At 60.4% G+C, this 16,531-nt stretch carries 15 protein-coding genes; 5 read left to right on the top strand and 10 right to left on the bottom strand.

Going from position 1 to position 16,531, the window contains the following annotated elements:
- The first annotated feature begins 268 nt into the window (after nt 1–268).
- Complete coding sequence (locus H4V96_RS03695) at nt 269–730, top strand: rhodanese-like domain-containing protein (protein ID WP_029496181.1); 462 nt, start codon at nt 269–271, stop codon at nt 728–730.
- Between the two features lie 87 nt (nt 731–817).
- Here H4V96_RS03695 and H4V96_RS03690 read toward each other — a convergent pair whose 3' ends face one another.
- A complete protein-coding gene (locus H4V96_RS03690; RefSeq protein WP_196857052.1) occupies nt 818–2,170 on the bottom strand; it encodes a TAXI family TRAP transporter solute-binding subunit in 1,353 nt (450 codons plus the stop codon).
- A 131-nt stretch (nt 2,171–2,301) separates the two neighbouring features.
- On the opposite strand from H4V96_RS03690, the gene H4V96_RS03685 reads away from it, so the two are divergent.
- A complete protein-coding gene (locus H4V96_RS03685) occupies nt 2,302–2,907 on the top strand; it encodes a glutathione S-transferase (protein ID WP_196857051.1) in 606 nt (201 codons plus the stop codon).
- 360 nt (nt 2,908–3,267) lie between these two features.
- Here the strand turns inward: H4V96_RS03685 and H4V96_RS03680 are convergent, their stop codons facing one another.
- From H4V96_RS03680 to H4V96_RS03655, 6 genes are all read right to left on the bottom strand, one after another.
- On the bottom strand, nt 3,268–6,384 hold the full coding sequence (locus H4V96_RS03680) for a transglycosylase domain-containing protein (protein ID WP_196857050.1): 3,117 nt from the start codon (nt 6,382–6,384) through the stop codon (nt 3,268–3,270).
- A 364-nt stretch (nt 6,385–6,748) separates the two neighbouring features.
- Nucleotides 6,749–7,534, bottom strand: a complete 786-nt coding sequence (locus H4V96_RS03675) for a molybdopterin-binding protein (RefSeq protein ID WP_010395204.1) — start codon at nt 7,532–7,534, stop codon at nt 6,749–6,751.
- Nucleotides 7,535–7,579: 45 nt separating this feature from the next.
- Nucleotides 7,580–8,407, bottom strand: coding sequence for an EI24 domain-containing protein (locus H4V96_RS03670; RefSeq protein ID WP_196857049.1), 828 nt, complete (start codon nt 8,405–8,407; stop codon nt 7,580–7,582).
- Nucleotides 8,407–9,447, bottom strand: coding sequence for a sterol desaturase family protein (locus H4V96_RS03665; RefSeq protein ID WP_196857048.1), 1,041 nt, complete (start codon nt 9,445–9,447; stop codon nt 8,407–8,409). The genes H4V96_RS03670 and H4V96_RS03665 overlap by 1 nt, the downstream gene beginning before the upstream one ends.
- On the bottom strand, nt 9,444–10,277 hold the full coding sequence (locus H4V96_RS03660) for a polysaccharide deacetylase family protein (RefSeq protein WP_196857047.1): 834 nt from the start codon (nt 10,275–10,277) through the stop codon (nt 9,444–9,446). Before H4V96_RS03660 ends, H4V96_RS03665 begins: the two co-directional genes overlap by 4 nt.
- Nucleotides 10,274–11,245, bottom strand: a complete 972-nt coding sequence (locus H4V96_RS03655) for a cytochrome D1 domain-containing protein (RefSeq protein ID WP_043460848.1) — start codon at nt 11,243–11,245, stop codon at nt 10,274–10,276. The genes H4V96_RS03660 and H4V96_RS03655 overlap by 4 nt, the downstream gene beginning before the upstream one ends.
- A gap of 197 nt (nt 11,246–11,442) precedes the next feature.
- Here H4V96_RS03655 and H4V96_RS03650 point away from each other — a divergent pair, with 197 nt between their 5' ends.
- From H4V96_RS03650 to H4V96_RS03640, 3 genes are all read left to right on the top strand, one after another.
- Nucleotides 11,443–11,799: an FKBP-type peptidyl-prolyl cis-trans isomerase gene (locus H4V96_RS03650; protein WP_010395194.1), complete on the top strand. Its 357-nt coding sequence runs from the start codon at nt 11,443–11,445 to the stop codon at nt 11,797–11,799.
- Between the two features lie 209 nt (nt 11,800–12,008).
- The gene (locus H4V96_RS03645) at nt 12,009–12,263 is read left to right on the top strand and encodes an acyl-CoA-binding protein (protein WP_010395192.1); all 255 of its coding nucleotides are present in this window, start codon (nt 12,009–12,011) and stop codon (nt 12,261–12,263) included.
- A gap of 46 nt (nt 12,264–12,309) precedes the next feature.
- The gene (locus H4V96_RS03640; RefSeq protein ID WP_196856672.1) at nt 12,310–12,771 is read left to right on the top strand and encodes a GNAT family N-acetyltransferase; all 462 of its coding nucleotides are present in this window, start codon (nt 12,310–12,312) and stop codon (nt 12,769–12,771) included.
- Nucleotides 12,772–12,862: 91 nt separating this feature from the next.
- Here the strand turns inward: H4V96_RS03640 and proX are convergent, their stop codons facing one another.
- From proX to proV, 3 genes are read right to left on the bottom strand one after another with little or no spacing between them, the layout of a single operon-like run.
- Nucleotides 12,863–13,921: a glycine betaine/L-proline ABC transporter substrate-binding protein ProX gene (gene proX / locus H4V96_RS03635; RefSeq protein ID WP_196856673.1), complete on the bottom strand. Its 1,059-nt coding sequence runs from the start codon at nt 13,919–13,921 to the stop codon at nt 12,863–12,865.
- Nucleotides 13,922–13,939: 18 nt separating this feature from the next.
- A complete protein-coding gene (gene proW, locus H4V96_RS03630; RefSeq protein WP_010395187.1) occupies nt 13,940–15,049 on the bottom strand; it encodes a glycine betaine/L-proline ABC transporter permease ProW in 1,110 nt (369 codons plus the stop codon).
- A complete protein-coding gene (proV, locus tag H4V96_RS03625; protein WP_196856674.1) occupies nt 15,046–16,278 on the bottom strand; it encodes a glycine betaine/L-proline ABC transporter ATP-binding protein ProV in 1,233 nt (410 codons plus the stop codon). Before proV ends, proW begins: the two co-directional genes overlap by 4 nt.
- Nucleotides 16,279–16,531: the final 253 nt, after the last annotated feature.

Here is a 16,531-nt window from a genome sequence, read left to right as displayed (position 1 = left end):
CTCCAGAAGCAGCGTGGTAGCGACAGCAGAATACCTGCCATCCCCGTGAAAATTTTCATGCCCGGGTTTTTCACACGCGTTTGCATCACGTTCAGAATGCACTATGCAAGTGCAAAAAACAAACAACGCACTATTATCGTGCATTTTTTGCGGATTCCTGAAAAATGCCTTCTTGTGGTGCATGCGCCGTGCAGCGCGTATCCCCATTTGCGCGATGCGCACGGCGCACTATAATCGTTTATCCCTTTCCACTTTCACCGAGGACGCCATGACTACCGCCGCCGACATCCTGAGCACTGCCCGCAGCCGGGCCAATGAAGGTACGCCGTATGCCGGTGCCGTCACGCCGCACGAAGCGTATGCACTGCTGCAGGGCGATGCCGGCGTCAAGCTCATCGATGTGCGCACGAATGCCGAGCGCGACTGGGTCGGTCGGGTTGACATCGCCGACACCCAGCATGTCGCGGTGCAATGGGCCACGTATCCGGGCGGCGTACCGAATCCCGCCTTCCTCGCGCAACTGGCAGCCCAGACCGGCAAGGACGCGGTACTGCTATTCCTGTGCCGCTCCGGCGTGCGTTCGCGCCATGCGGCCAAGCTGGCGAGCGAACACGGCTATGCGAACTGCTTCGACATCCTCGAAGGCTTCGAGGGCGACAAGGACGCCGATGGCCACCGCAAACAGATCGGCGGCTGGTGCAAGGCGGGACTGCCGTGGCTGGGCGCCTGAGGCCAGGAGCAACTGAAGCGCTGTGTATCCGGGCTAGGGCCAGGGCTGGGCCTCGGCCAGATGCCGTTGCCAGCGTGGCTGGACGCTTCAGGCACGCTCGCCCGCGTCAAGCGCTGGAGGCTCTGCCATCAGGCCCAAGATGCGCTTGCGCACGAAATTGATGTGGCTGCGCAAGCCATACAGGCCATCGGCAAACGACAGCGGAATCGAGATCTGGTTGACCATTTCCTCGATCTGGTCCAGCCGCTGCAATTGCGCCGCATACACTTGCGCGCGCTGCGCTTGCGGCACGTCTTCCAGCGCCTGCTCCACCGTGCGCAACTGGCCATACCAGCGGTACACGCGCGAGCGGATACGCCACACATACAGCGGTGGCACCACGCGCGATAGCGGCAAGATCAAGGCACCGAGCGCCACCACCAGCACCCACATGCGGTCAAAGAAATTGGCCAGCCAAAAACTCATGTAGCGCTGCAGCACGGGCGCGCCATCCTTGTAAAATTTCAGCGCTTCAGGCGCGACGGGAATTTCCGTATAGCGCGCGGACGGGAACTGCCCCTGCTGCTGGAACCAGCCCGTGCCGCCGTGAATGCGGGCCGCCGCCTGGACGAACAGATCCATCAAGGCAGGATGCAAGTCTTCGCGCGCAACCAGGGTAGCGGTGGGCGCGATCAGGTGGTAATCCTGGGCGGGGATGTTTTTGCCCAGGTCGACGATGCCGCGAGGCAAGACCACATGCGTGAGAAAAGGCAGGCGCCGCGTGTACGCCTCGGCTTGCGAAAAATCGAACAGCTTGATGCCCGGCGTTTGCAGCAGCATCTGGATCAGCGGCGCTTCCGGCGCCGAGCTGAATACGAGACCATCGATGCGCCCTTCCAGCAGTTCCACCGTGGCGGGCGTATTTTGCAAGTCGCTCACGCTCAGTTCCGTGGCATCCACACCATTGGCGGACAGCAACTGCCGGAACAGGCCAGGCACACCCGTGCCTGGCGGCCCCAGATTGATCTTCATGCCCTTCAATTGCGTCAGTTGCGTGACCGCCTTGTCTTCGCGCAGGAACAGCCAGACAGGTTCCGTAAACAAGCTGCCCAGCGAAATCAAGCCATGGCGCTCGGCATCGGCGTGCTCTGTCGAGCCGCTTTGCACAAAGGCAATATCGGTCTTGCCGCTATTTAAGCGCTGCAAGTTGTCCTGCGAGCCCAGCGATGGCTGCAAGCTCACCTTGATGCCGTGCTTGGCCAGGGTAGCCGCATAGTTCTTGCCAAATTCTTCATATGCGCTGTTGTCCTGCCCCGTCGACAAGCTCACCTGGCGCGGCGGCGCCGGGTCGACCAGCCAATAAGCGAGCGCGCAAAACGCGCCCACCAGCAGCACAGTGGGACCGGCGGTGGCGAGGAAATCGCGCACGGAAAAGCGGCTGAACGCGAGGATTTTGGACATGTGGTGGCGCATGGGTTTCATGGGTGGCTACGATGCCAAGAAAAGCGCAACTACGCAAGGCACTTTCGCCGCTGCGGCGTGGCCATTTCGGCTACAGTGGCAGATCCATCACCTGCGCCTTGGAGCCCTGCATGCTGAAAATTCTTGGAAAAGCCGCCTCGATCAATGTCCGCAAAGTCTTGTGGACCTGCGAGGAACTCGACCTGCCGTACGAACGCGAAGACTGGGGCAGCGGCTTTCGCGCCACCGACGAGCCGGCCTTCCTGGCCCTGAATCCGAACGCCATGGTGCCGGTGCTGCTCGATGGCGACCTGGTGCTATGGGAATCGAACACGATATGCCGTTACCTGTGCGCCCAGGCGGGCCGCGAGGACTTGCTGCCGACTCATCCCCGCGCCCGCGCGGAAGTGGAAAAGTGGATGGATTGGCAAATGGGCGACTTGAACAATAGCTGGCGCTACGCCTTCATGTCGCTGGTGCGCCACAGCCCCGCACACCAGGATGCGGCGCAGCTGGCGGCCGGGATTGCCGGATGGAACAAGATGATGGGCGTGCTCGAACAGCAGTTACAGCGCACGGGCGCGTATGTGTGCGGCCAACAGTTCAGCCTAGCCGATATCGTGCTGGGCCTGTCCGTCAAGCGCTGGCTGATGGCGCCCATGCAACGCCCGGACACGCCCGCCATTGCCGCCTTCCACGCGCGCCTGGAAGATAAAACCGCCGTATTTGCCGGCTAGCCGGGCACGATGGCATCGCGCCTGCCGCCGATGGCATGGCAAGCGCAAGCGCAAGCGCGAGCGCGGCGCACGCCCTGCAGCGAAGCTGGCGTCATGTAGCGTACCAAAAAAACCGGCCACAGCGGCCTAATGCCGTTCAGTTAGTGTGTTAGTGATGCTATTTTTTAGCCCAAGAACTAGGACAGGGGTCGGACCCGCTGGGGGAATGTGCTTCAATGGAGCACATTCCGATCACGAAGTGACCGACCCCAGCTCTTTGCCGCTGGGGTTAGCGAATTTACTGGCGCTCATCAATCACGCCAAAACCCTAGACTGAACGGCATTAGCCGTAGGGGCCTGCTCTTCAGCGGCAACGGCGTCTTAATTCGTGCACTGCTGCGCCACGCCCTCGGCCGGCGCGGGCGGCTCAATCAGCGGCATCAGACTCGGCGCCAGGGACACCAACAATTGCACCGGCAAGGCGCTGGTGAAATCGTAGTTCTTCGATTCCGGTCCCCGCACATAGGCCGTCATGCTGCCATAGAAGCGCTCGCCGATATTGAAGACGAATGTGGCCGAACGATTCACATAGCGCGACTCGATCAGGCGGCCACCGGCGCCATATACGTCGAAACGCTGGTCGCCCGTCCCCGTCTTGCCGCCCATGGCAATAGGCACGCCGTCGGCGCCGACAAACGCCGTCTTGGCGCGTTTTGCAGTGCCGTCCGACACCACTTCGCGTATGGCCTTGGCGACGGCCTTGGCCACGTCCGGCGACAGCACTTGTTCCGCCTCCACCTTGCTGCCCCGCTTGAGCATGGTGTCGTACGGCGTATTGGCCGCGAAATGCATGGAATCGATGCGCACGCTGGGTTTGCGCACGCCATCGTTGATGATGATGCCCATCAACTCGGCCAGCGCCGCAGGACGGTCGGCCGACGCGCCCAGGGTGGTCGCATAGGACGGCACCAGCGAATCGAAGGGATACCCCATCTTCTTCCACTGGCGATGGATTTCCAGGAAACCTTCCACCTCCAGCAAATTGGCGATGCGGCGGTCCTGCGCATGCTTGCGGTGCGTATTGAACAGCCATTGATAGACTTCCTGGCGTTGCTTTTCGCTCGCCGCCACCATCTGCGACAGGGTGGAACCGTCGTGCTGGCGCAGATACGCCACCATCCACAATTCCAGCGGATGCACATTGGCCAAATAGCCGCGGTCGGCCAGCGACCAGTTTTCCATCGCATACTGCTGGTACAGCTTGGCTACGCGCTCGGGCGGCACTTCGTTTTGCGACGGCAAGTTGGCATTGAGGAAATCGCCAAATTCCGCCAGCGTGCCCTTGGGATTGGTACTGCGGAAGATATTGGCCAGGCGCACGGGCGTCGGGCGTATGCTGGCCAGCAAAATCTTTTCCTGCTCATCAACGCTCTTGCCGCGATACTTTTGGTAAAAGCGTTGCAGAAATTCGCGCCCTTCCTTGTCGGCAAAACGGCTCAGGTACTGGGCCCGGCGCGGATCGTCCGCGTCCGCCAGCAGGGAGGCCGAGGAATCGGGGCGCGAGAACATATAGTAGCGGGCCACGTCGCGCATCAGGCGCACGAACACCAGGTTGGTCGATTGGCGCAGCGCCTGCTGCAGCGTCAAAATGCGGCTGTCATCGAGCTTGGAAAAGTTGCCAAAATGATGCAAGCCGCCGCCCGTGAAGAAGCCTTCACCCGGGTTGCCCGAATATTTGCGCTCCATGGCGGCCGCCAGCATGGCCGGCAGCTTGCGCGCTTCGCCGAGCGGCAATGGTTTCAAGTAGGCAATCGCCCACTGCGACAGCATGTCCTTCGGATCGACGGCGATCTTGCCCAGCTCGGCGGCGCCCATGTCACTATAGCGCTGGTGCAACTGGTCGATGATGTCCAGATACGTCACCAGGGTGCGCAGCTTGGCCGTGGAGCCCAGGTCCAGCTTGGCGCCTTCGTTGATGTCGAGTGGCTGGTCAAAATTGTCCGTCTGCACGCGCAGCAAGTTGGCTTGCTCGCCCTTTTGCAGCAGGGTGAAACTGTAGACCACGTTGGCGGGGTCGCCATTGCCCAGCATGCCCTTGCCCGTCAAGCCGGCCGCTTTTGCCACTTCCGGGTCGCGCAACTCGCGCAAGACCTTGGTAACGGCATTTTGCGCCTGCGCGTCGAGCGTGCTGACCACTTTCAGGTCGAGGCGGTCGAGGTTGTACAAGCGCGGATCGCCGAGCATGCTGGCCAAGTGGTTGCGCACGGCATTCGAAGCCTTGCGCGTGACGAACGAGGTGGACGCTTCCGATTGCACGCCCGAAGCCGTCGACGGCTGCAGCTTCTCGGCGATAGCCGCATCGCGCAGCTGCGGCGAAATCACGCCCGCTTGCGCCAGCAGGCGCAGATGGCTGTTGCTCAATTCTTCCAGGTCGGCACCACCGGCCACCAGATAATGCGAGGGACGGCGCTGCGCGATCAGCAAGCTCAGCGCCTGCTTGTAGGCCAGCGCACTGCCTGGCTGGTCCATATTACCCTTGAGCAAAGTCTTCACTTCGGCAAAGGGGCGACCATACCAAACCCACATGCCATCGCCAATGCCGTTGACTTCGCCAAAACCACTTTTGGCCGACAGCGGCACTGTATTGAGGTAATTGACGACGATCTTGCGCCGCGCTTCCATGGTGTTCTCGCCATCCTGGTAGGAACGCAGGCTGGCCGACACCATCTGCAGCAATTTATCCTGCATGGAAGTGGTGCGCCCGTCTTCCGAATGACGGTATTTTTCAATCTGCGTGGCCAGAGTGCTGCCGCCACCGCTGCGGTGGCCGCCGAACAGGTTGAGCGCCTTGTCCAGAACCGCCTTGCTCAGGCGATCCCATTCCACCGCAGGATTGCGCATGGGCATACCGGGATCGAGCAATTCGCGGTTTTCAATGAACAGCAGACTTTGCACCAGCGCGGGTGGCGCTTCGGCAAAGCTGTCGAACATGCGCTCGGGATAACTGGCCGCGAACAGGGGCGCGGCGCGGCAATCGAGGATGCTCAGTCCGTCCCGGTTTTTCTCGTGATAGGTAGCAAAGATGCCCCGGTCAACCAGTTGCACCATCTTCGGCGACATACGCGCCTGCGCCGTGACGGCATAGTCGCGCGCGTTCAGCTTGGCAATGAAATCGGGCAGGCTGGCATAGCCGAGCCGCTCGTCATACGGACCGTGCTGCGGATAGCGGATGGCACCGGCCGCTGCTGGGCCAGGCTCGACCTTGAACGTCAGTTGGCGGTCAAGGCGCGTAAAAAACTCGGCCTGCAGGGCCGAGGTGCGCACTTCGCGCATGACGAACCACGCCACGCCGGCGATCAGCGCCAGCGCAATGATGGCAAAGATCGGCCAGATGCGCGAACGGCGCTTCTTCGGCCGGCTCGCCGGCGGCGGCGCCTCGGCAACTGGATCCGAGGGGGGCCGCTCTTGCGCGGCCAGATTGACGCCTGTGTCTTTCATGGGATGCTGGGGAAAGGTTGGATGTGGACAGCGCGAAAAATACGGTAGCGATACCGCTCCGCGCAGGATAAGGCAGGGGCCAGCCAGGGCCGCTCACAACAAAGCTTGCTTAACATGATGTCCATACCGGTGAATCAAAAAAACTTCTTACTACACAGGCAGGCAACCCCACGTTTGACACGCCAGGTCCCTGCTCACCATTCCACCACATTGGCCTGAAAACACCTGACGAGCGCACACAAAAATCTTGCTTCATCGAAGATTTTCGCAAAAAAACAACGTCTTGTAACGGTTGCTTGCGTACCTGCATGCAAGACCGGCCGGACGCCAGCGACAAGGCTACTGGTGCCGGACTGGCAACATCTCAGATAGGGGTGTACTCGGCCTGCAGCGCGTCGAGCGCGGCGCGCATCGCGGCGAAGGCGGCAGCCGCTTGCGCGGGTTCGCCCTTGACGCCCAGTTCGATATGCCGGCGCGTTTGCGCATCGCCCACGCTAGGCAGGCTGAACACTTTGATGAGCGCAAACTGCGCTTCCAGGCGCAGCATCAGCGGCGTCAGCGAAGACTCGGCCGTTTCATATACGAGCAAGGCATGTTCCGCATGCGGCACCTGGTTGAACAGGTGCGCATAATGCGTCTCGAGCACCCATTCGATCATGGGCCAGGACATGACGGGAAAGCCGGGCACGAAATAATGCTCGCGCACGGCAAAGCCGGCAATCTTATTGTACGGATTCGGAATCAGCGCGGCACCCTCGACAAACTCTGCCATTTTCAGGCGGTGCAAGTTTTCCGGCGAGTTCAAGTCCGCCGGCACGCCCGCCTCTGCGCCCATTTCCATGATGCGCTGCTCGATATTGCGCTTGCCCTGCGGATGCAGCACCAGCGGCAAGCCCAGCGCATCGGCCGCCGCCTGGCGCGTATGGTCGTCCGGCGTGGCGCCGATGCCGCCAAAGCTGAAAACGATGTCGCCGCTGGCAAAGCTGCGCTTGAGCAAGGCCACCAGACGGGCTGGTTCGTCGCCCACGTACTGCGCCCAGCTCAGCTGCAAGCCACGCTGCTTGAGCATGCTCACTACTTTCGGGAAATGCTGGTCAGGACGCTTGCCCGACAGGATTTCGTCGCCGATGATAATTAATCCGATAGCCATGGAACTTCCTCGTTCAATTCGATTAAAGGTCAGGATGAACGCAAGTCAGGCGTCTGCCGGCGCCACGTCGCTCATGCCACGTACGCCCCGCAAACGCGACAGTGCTTCCAGGCAGTAATACTGGAACCACAGACCCGTGAAGATAAAGATCAGTACATACAGCCAGATGGCAAACGCCGCCAGGAAGGGAAAAAACACCACGGCCATCACGCCGCCCATCCACAGCATGCCCGGCACGGCGCCGGCTACGCCGGACACCATGCCGATAGCCAGCAGGGGCCAGCGCTGCGTGCGCATGATGGCCTGGCGCTCTTCCACGCTGGCGTAATCGGCCATGGCGTCATACGCCATCACGCGGTATGTCAGCCAGCCCCACAGCACGGCTTGGCCCACCAGCGCGGCGGGCGGAAACGCGTACAGGGGCAGCATGATGACCCAGACGACAATAAACAGCAAGAACGTGGCCAGCGAGGTGCCGACGCTGCCGAGCAGGCTGCCGCCATGTTTCTTTTCCAGTTGCGCAAAGTGGCGCCCGCCAATATGGCGGCCGATAGCCGGCATGGCAAACAAACCCATGAAGATCAGCGCCGTCAATATCATCAGTGGCAGCAGCATGAACATGGCGATCAGGGGCACGATCACGGCTTTCAGCATGCCCAAGCCGAAGGTAGCCAGCACCTCGCCGCTGGTGCGGAAGAAATCATAGTCGGCAAACAGCGCATGCAGGCTGTCGATCAGCGGTTGCAGGCCCGCGTACAGCACCGCACCCCACAGTATCAGCGACAGGATGAAGGGGGCGACGCTGAGCAGCAGTATCTTGCCGTGCAATTGCGACAGCAAGGCGCGCCCATACGAATTCAATACATTACGCATCAACGGCGTCCTTTTCGTTTTAATCTTGCAAATTCCACCATGCGGCGCAGGCCCAGCCATTGCTGCTGCCAGAAGCCGCGGCCATAGTTGCGTCCCGGCCGGCCCACGCCGTGGCTGTCGATGCGCGCCAGTTGGTCGCGCACGCCCGTGCGCGCATAGCCGGCCGAGAAATTCGCGGTGCCCAGCAGCATATCCCAAATCGGCAAAACGACGCCGAAGTTGCAACCGCCTATGCTGCCCTTGCCTTTCGACTCGTGCCCCACGCCGATGGCGTGATGCGTGCGGTGGAAACGCGGCGAAATCAACAGCCGCTCGCCGATGTAGCCAAAGTGTATCCTCACATTCGCGTGCTGCAAGCTTTGCAAGATGCGCGATAGCGACACCAGCAGCACATATTGTCCGGGCGGCACGCCGATGCCAAGCGCCACCAGCGCCATCACCACGTCGCGCAAGAAGTCATCGAGCAAATGGTTGCGGTCATCGCTCCACAAATTCATGTTTTGCTGGCTGTGATGCAGGCTGTGCAAGCCCCACCACCAGCCGACATGGTGCGAGGCACGGTGGTAGCAATAGTCGACGAAGTCCAGTATCACAAAATAAATGATAAAACTGAGCAAGGGACTGATGCCAGGCAATAGCGACTCCAGGTTCAAGGGATGGATATTGTCGAAACGCAAGACGCCCGCCAATGCATCCATCAAGGGATCGAGCGTGAAGAAGATCAGCACGGAAAACAGGCCGATGCGATGCAGCAGCGTGTATATAAAGTCGTTCCAGCGGGCGCGCGGGTCAGTGATCTTTTGCGCGGGAATCAAGGCTTCGAGCGGGCGCAGCACGAGAAACAGCAGCACCAGTTCGCACAGGCCAATGAGCAGCCACTCCGTACCCTCGAACGCCTCTTCCGTGAATTCACCAAAGCCCAGGTGGTACACGAGCGGGTTGACGATGCTTTGGAATAAGCATCCTTGCGCCACGCCAAAGGCCTCGACCACCGCGTCGATGGCCGCGTGCACGATGGCACCGAGCTCGGCGGCGATCATGGCTGGCCCTTCTTTTGCGCATACGCAGGATGCTCGCGCAGGGTAGCAAAACAAAAACCCCTGTCTTGCAAGCCGACGATCAGGGCATCGAGGTTAGCCGGTGCCCACGGGTCCTTGCGCGACCAGATGCCCATGTGGGCAATGAAAATGTCGCCGCTGCGCAAGTTCGCCAGGGCTTTTTTCAGCAGCATGGCGTTCGGATACTTGTCGCTGGGCAATTCATCGCCCGAATAGCCCGCTGGTGCCCAGCCCGCATGCTGGTAACCGCAGGCGCTGCCGGCAGCCAGGGTGCGCGGCGAGGTGTAGCCGCCCGGCGCGCGCCAGAATGGATCAAGCTTATACCCGGTCAGCTCCTGGAAGCGCGTATCGACGCGGCGCAATTGCTCGCAGAACTGCTGCTCGGTCCAGGACGCCAGCTGGCCGCCATCCTTGCCGAACTGTGGTTTGACCTGGATCAAACCGTTGGCCAGATCCTTCTTCCAGTACACGTGGTCGAACGTATGCGTGCCAAACGCGTGGCCTTCGGCAACCCGGGCTTTCCAGTACGGCGCCCACGATGGGGCGAGCGCATCGTCGCCGAGCGTGGTTTTTTCATTGGCCAGGAAGAACGTTGCCTTCACGTGACGTTTATGCAGCACATCGGCGATCAGTTGCGCTTGCGACTGGCTGCCCGTGTCGAACGTCATGTAGATGCTGCCCTTGCAGGCAGCCGGCGCTGCAGAGGCGGTCGGGACAACAGCTGCACTCGCATGCGCGCACGACTGCGTGGCGCCCGCGCACAGCAGCATAAAGAGCAAGCTGCCAGTCAGTATCAAACGCTGCGTCGTCATATGCGCGGCGCATGGGTGGCGAAATACACGCCATGCGGTGAGCGGCCCACCGGTATCATCTTGATCACCTTGCGCGTGGTCAAATCGACCACGGCCACCTTCTTGATCCAGCGCAAAGTCACCCACATGGTCTTGCCATCGGGCGTGATTTCCATGCAGTCCGGGCCTCCTGGCACATTGATGGTGCCCACGTTTTCCAGGGTTTGCTGGTCGATGATATTGATCGTGTTCGACACGCGGTTCGACACAAACGTCATGCGCTTGTCACCGAGCGCGCGGAAATTATGCGTGCCGGCACCGGCCTTGATGCGCTTGACAGTTTTTTGCGTGCGCCAGTCGATCACTTCCACGTAATCGCTGCCCATGATGCCCACCAACAAATATTTACCATCGGGCGTCAGCGTGATGCCGGCCGGTGCAGGGCCCACCGGCATGGTCCATTTGACGCTTTGCGTGGCCAGGTCGATGGCGCTGACCTGGTTGCTGCCCTGCTGGGTAATGAAGGCCATGCTGCTGTCGGCCGTAAACACCATGTGGCTGGGCAGCTTGGGTAGCGCAATGCGCTTGGCCAGGGTCAGGGTCTTGCCGTCATAGCGGTACAGGTCAATACGGTCCAGGCGCAGCGAATTGGAAATGAACCACTTCTGATCAGGCGAAAAACCGATCTGGTAGGGATCGAGGATATTGCTGATGCGGCGCTGGATCTGGCCCGACACCGGGTCGAGGAAGATCAGCTCGTTGCCGACGGAACTGGCGACGATCAGCGACTTGCCGTCCGGCGTTTCCATCAGGTGATGCGGTTCCTTGCCGACGGCAAAGGTAGACAAGGGAGCATAGGTTTTCTGGTCCAGCAGTTGCACCGTGGCATCACGAGAATTGAGCACCACCACCACTTCGGCTTGCGCCGTGGACATTGCGGAAACCAGGCACAGCGAGGAAAAAACAAGGCGGCGTAGACTGCGGAACATGGAAGAAGTCACCGTTAAATACAAAACAGGCATTTTACGTGGAACACTGTATTTTTTGTATTAAATCCCCCCTTAAATGCGCGCGGCAGCCAGACAGCGCCGTAATTTGCCCTTTTTAGCTGTGCCGTGCATGGAATGGCGCTTTGTAACTCATTGCTCTACAATCTGAAGCTTTCATCGCCTACACAAGGATTATCATGACCACCACCACTACCGCTTCCGGCTTGCAATACATCGACACCGTCGTCGGCGAAGGCGCTGAAGCGCAAGCCGGCAACAATGTTGTTGTGCATTACACGGGCTGGCTGCAAAACGACGACGGCAGCGCCGGTTCGAAATTTGACTCCAGCAAGGACCGCAACGATCCATTCGAATTCCCGCTGGGCGCAGGCCGCGTCATTCAAGGCTGGGACGAAGGCGTGCAAGGCATGAAAGTGGGCGGCAAGCGCCAGTTGATCATCCCGGCAGCACTGGGCTATGGCGCACGCGGCGCCGGCGGCGCGATTCCACCGAACGCCACCTTGATTTTCGACGTTGAACTGCTGGGCGTATAAGCTGGCTCTCGCGGAAGCAGGCCGCGCTTAAATGCGCGCGCCAGGCGCCGCCACACTACATAGTGCGGCGGCGCTTTTTTTTTGAGTATCCCCTCTAATGCATGGCGCCCTTTTTTCACTATGATGTCAGGCACTGCAGCACGCACGGTGGCCACTCCGCCAGGCCTGCCGCACTTTTCCAGCGATTCCATCAGTACACAGGAGCCATCATGAATTTACAAGAGCAATTCGAACAAGCGCAACTCGATTCCAAGACCCTGTCCGAGCGTCCGGACAATATGACTTTGTTGAAAATCTATGCCTTGTTCAAGCAAGCCGCGAGCGGCGACGCCACCGGCGAGCGTCCTGGCATGACCGACTTCGTCAACCGCGCCAAGTTCGACGCCTGGGCGGCCCTGGCCGGCACATCGAAAGAAGACGCGCAACAACAGTACATCGACCTGATCGAAGACCTGAAAGACTGATGTTTGCCTGCCCCGGCACGCGCCGGGGCAGAGTTATAATTCCCGTATGACAACAACACCAATTTCCAAGGCGCACGTCGCCGACCTGCCCCGTTTGTTCGACGTCTGGCACCTGTCCGTCCGCGCCACCCACGACTTCCTCGCTGACAGCGATATCACCTTTCTGATGCCCTTCGTGCACGATGAGCTGGCCAGGGTCACGGTCGAAGGCCTACTGTACGTGCTGCGCGCTGCCGATGGCAGCGCTTATGCCTTCCTGTGCGTCGAGCACGCCAAGATCGAGATGCTGTTCGTCCACCCGGACCAGCGTGGCAACGGCGCCGGCCGCACGCTGCTCCAGTACGCCATCAGAGACTTACAAGCCGCGGCCGTCGACGTCAACGCGCACAACACGCAAGGCCATGGCTTTTACCTCCATCTGGGCTTTGTCGAGGCCAGCCGTTCGGAACTCGACCCATTCGGCAAGCCATTCCCCATTTTGCACCTAAAACTGGCCGAAGACGGCTAAAAAATCACTAAAACCCACAAAAACAGGCTAAAAACGCAAAAGTTGCTACCAAACCGGTAGCCACTTTTTTACGCCTGTCAGCAGGGCAAATTTATTTTTTCGCCGCCGCCAGCGCTTGCGCGATCCAGCCGTCAAACGTCTGCTGGTGGTACTTGATCCAGCCTGCCGTGTGGCGGGCGATGTCGGCCTGCGTGCTTTCGCCGCGGCGCATGCGCTCGTTCTGCGCATTGATGTCCGCCACCGGCAGCTGCATCACCTCGAACAGCTTGGCCGCCGCCGGGTTTTTCTGCGCCCAGGCCTTGTTGGACACGATGCGCGCCGTGTTGACGGCAAAGCCGTAATCGCTGCCATCGTCGAGGCGGGTGTTCAACTTGTCCGGATTGGCCGAGAACGGCACTTTCAGCCAGACCACGTCCTTGCCCGGCACCAGCACGCCACTGACCCAGTACGGCGTCCACGTGTAGTACAGGATCGATTCGCTACGCTTGTAGCGGCCCAAAGTGTCGGCGATCAGGGCCGCATAACTGCCCTGCACGTGCGCCACTGTCTTGCGCAATTTGTAGGCATCTATGTGGTGCTCGATCAACGTTTCGCAGCCCCAGCCAGGGTTGCAACCGGTCAAGTCGGCCTTGCCATCGCCATCATGGTCGAACAGCTTGGCCAGATTGGGATCGCGCAACTGGTCGATATTCGTGATGTTGTACTTATCCGCAGTCGCCTTATCGATCAGATAACCCTGTGCGGCAGGACCGGCATACTGGCCCGTGCGAAACAACTTGGCGTCGCCGCCCGCATTGCTATAAAAATCCTTGTGCATGGGATCCCAGTGCACGGCCATGAAAGTGGCGTCGCCGTTGGCGATGGCGACATGCGCGGTCAGGTACTCTACTTCCTTGATCGGCTGCACTGCATAGCCGAGCTTTTCCAGCGCCTTGCCAACGAGCATGGTCTGGAAGGTTTCTTCCGCAATCGAGCTTTGCAATGGCTGCACCTTGACGCCCTTGCCGGGCAGCGCATCGGCGCGAGCGGCTGGTGTTTGCGCCATGGCCAGGCTGGTGGTCAGGGCCAGGACGGCGATCGCCAGGGCAGAAAACAGCTGGAACTTGCGTTGCGATTTTTGTGTCACTTTAAAATTGTCAATTTGATGCATGTGCTTCCTTTGTCTTTGTTATTGTGCGTTGGCAAGCGTAGCTTGCTGTACAGCATGGGCTTCAGGCTTGGCGGCATTGCCGCGCACCAGACGCAGTACGACACCGGCAGGCCCCGTCTGATACCAGTGGCGCACGCCACGGCGTGGCTGGCCCATCGCTTGCGTCAAACGGTCCAGGGTAATGGCCAGCAGCACGATGCCCAGGCCACCCACGGTTGCCAGACCCATGTCCAGGCGGCCAATGCCGCGCAATACCATCTGACCCAGGCCACCGACGGCGATCATCGAGGCGATCACGACCATCGACAGCGACAGCATCAGCGATTGGTTGATACCGGCCATGATGGACGGCATGGCCAACGGAAACTGCACGCGGGTCAGCAACTGCCACGGCGAAGCGCCATACGCGCGGGCCGCTTCGATCAGGTCAGGACGCACCTGGCGGATACCGAGGTTGGTCAGGCGTACCAGCGGCGGCAGGGCGAAAATGATCGTCACGATGACGCCGGGCGCATTACCGATACCAAACAGCATCACCACCGGCACCAGATAAACGAAAGCGGGCGTGGTCTGCATGGCGTCCAGCAAGGGGCGCAGGATATTTTGCGCGCGGTCGCTGCTGGCGAGGAAAATACCCAGCGGCAAGCCGATGGCCAGGCAAAAAGCCAGCGACGTCAGCACCAGCGATAAGGTGGTCATGGCTTCCGGCCAGATGCCCAGCATCGATACGAGCAGCAGCGCCAGCACGCTGCCGAGGGCCAGGGTGCGGCTGGTAAATTGCCATGCCAGCAAGCCGATGATAGCGATCAGCGTCAGCGACGGAACGGCCAGCAGTGCGCCCTCCATGCCGGACAAGACGCTGTCGATCGGCGCGCGCACGGCCTGAAAGAAGGGGCGGAAATGCGCCACGACCCAGCCCAGACCTTGGTTGATCCAGCTCTCCAGCGGCAGCGAACCGTCGAAAATTTGTGTCAGGTGAAAGCCGCTCGCCTGTTCCGGCTGCACGGCAGAGCCGGCGGCGTCCAGCCAGGCGGTGCTGGCGTCGGTGGGCGGCGTCAGGGCCCAGGGATTGATCTGGGCGGCTTGCTCAACAACAGCTTCTACTGTGGAATCGGTGCTAGGGTTCATGCTTGTCCTTTCTGTTGTTGTTCGGCTATGGCTGGCGTATCGCGGTCGAGGAACTTCAGCAAGGTCGTCTTGCTGATGGCGCCGCGGAAGCTGCCGTCATCGGCCACCACAGGAACGGCATAAGGCAGTTGCGCCACCTGACCGAACAGGCCGGCGACTGGCTCATCTGCATTGATGCTCTGCACATCGGGCAGATAGGCATGCGCCAGGCCCAGCGGACCGACATGGCCGTCGAGCGCACTGCGCAGCGAATCGACCGAGACGACACCGAGAAACTTGCGCTGAGGATTGACGACATAGGCAAAGGCGCGATCCTGCTCTTCCAGCATCGACAACGCGGCGCGCGAGCCGCGGTTCGGCGATTCCGAGACGACGATCTGGCTCTTGCGGGCGATATCGCTGGCCTTGAAAACGGCCGCCGCATCGACGCCGCGCACGAAGTTACGCACATAGTCATTGGCGGGTTTGCGCAAGATTTCTTCCGGCGTGCCCACTTGCACGACGTGACCGTCTTTCATGATGGCAACACGGTCGCCGATACGCATGGCTTCGTCGAGGTCATGCGAAATAAAGACGATGGTGCGGCGCTTGATTTGCTGCAAACGCAGCAGTTCCGATTGCATTTCCGTACGAATAATCGGATCGAGCGCGGAAAATGCTTCATCCATCAGCAAAATCGATGGATCGCAAGCCAGCGCACGGGCCAGGCCCACGCGCTGCTGCATACCACCTGACAATTCGTCAGGATAACTGGCGCCGTAGCCGTCCAGGCCTACCTGCTCCAACGCTTGCTGGGCCAGCGCATGGCGCTCGGCCTTGGGCATGCCAGCCAGTTCCATGCCGAAGGCAGTGTTGTCGAGCACGGTAATTTGCGGCAGCAGCGCGAACGACTGGAATACCATGCTGATGTCCTTGCGGCGCAAGGCGCGCAACTGGGCATCCGGCAAGGTATTGATGTCATTGCCATCGATCAGGATGCGACCGGCAGTGGGCTCGATCAGGCGGTTCAGCATGCGCACCAGGGTCGACTTGCCGGATCCGGACAGGCCCATGATGACGAAGATCTCGCCCGCCTCAATGGTAAAGCTGGCGTCGAAAACGCCGATGGTGCAGTCGGTCTGGGCCAGAATGTCCTGCTTATGAACGCCCTGGCGGACGAGTTCAAGTGCTTCTGTTGGCTTGTCGCCGAACACTTTGAACACATGGTCGATCGTAATTTGTTTTGCCACGATGTGGTTCTCCCTCGATTTGACGAATGGAATGAAACCCAACAAGCTGCTAGCTTGCGGCGGGTATCAGCAAACCCTGCTGCGTCGGCTACGCCACGGCGCACAGCGCACGGGAGCGACAGCAAACAGGGGGTGACACGCGTGTGACCGGCGGATGGCAAAAGCCGGTGCCGGGGTGCCATGTGCGTGCTAAAAGAGGCTGTGGTTCAGGACTTTTAACAACGCTAGCGCCATGCAAATACATGGCACCAAA

It is taken from the genome of Janthinobacterium sp. CG_23.4 (assembly GCF_029892305.1).
Lineage (GTDB): Bacteria > Pseudomonadota > Gammaproteobacteria > Burkholderiales > Burkholderiaceae_D > Janthinobacterium > Janthinobacterium lividum_D.
This window is presented reverse-complemented; position numbering and strand designations above follow the sequence as displayed.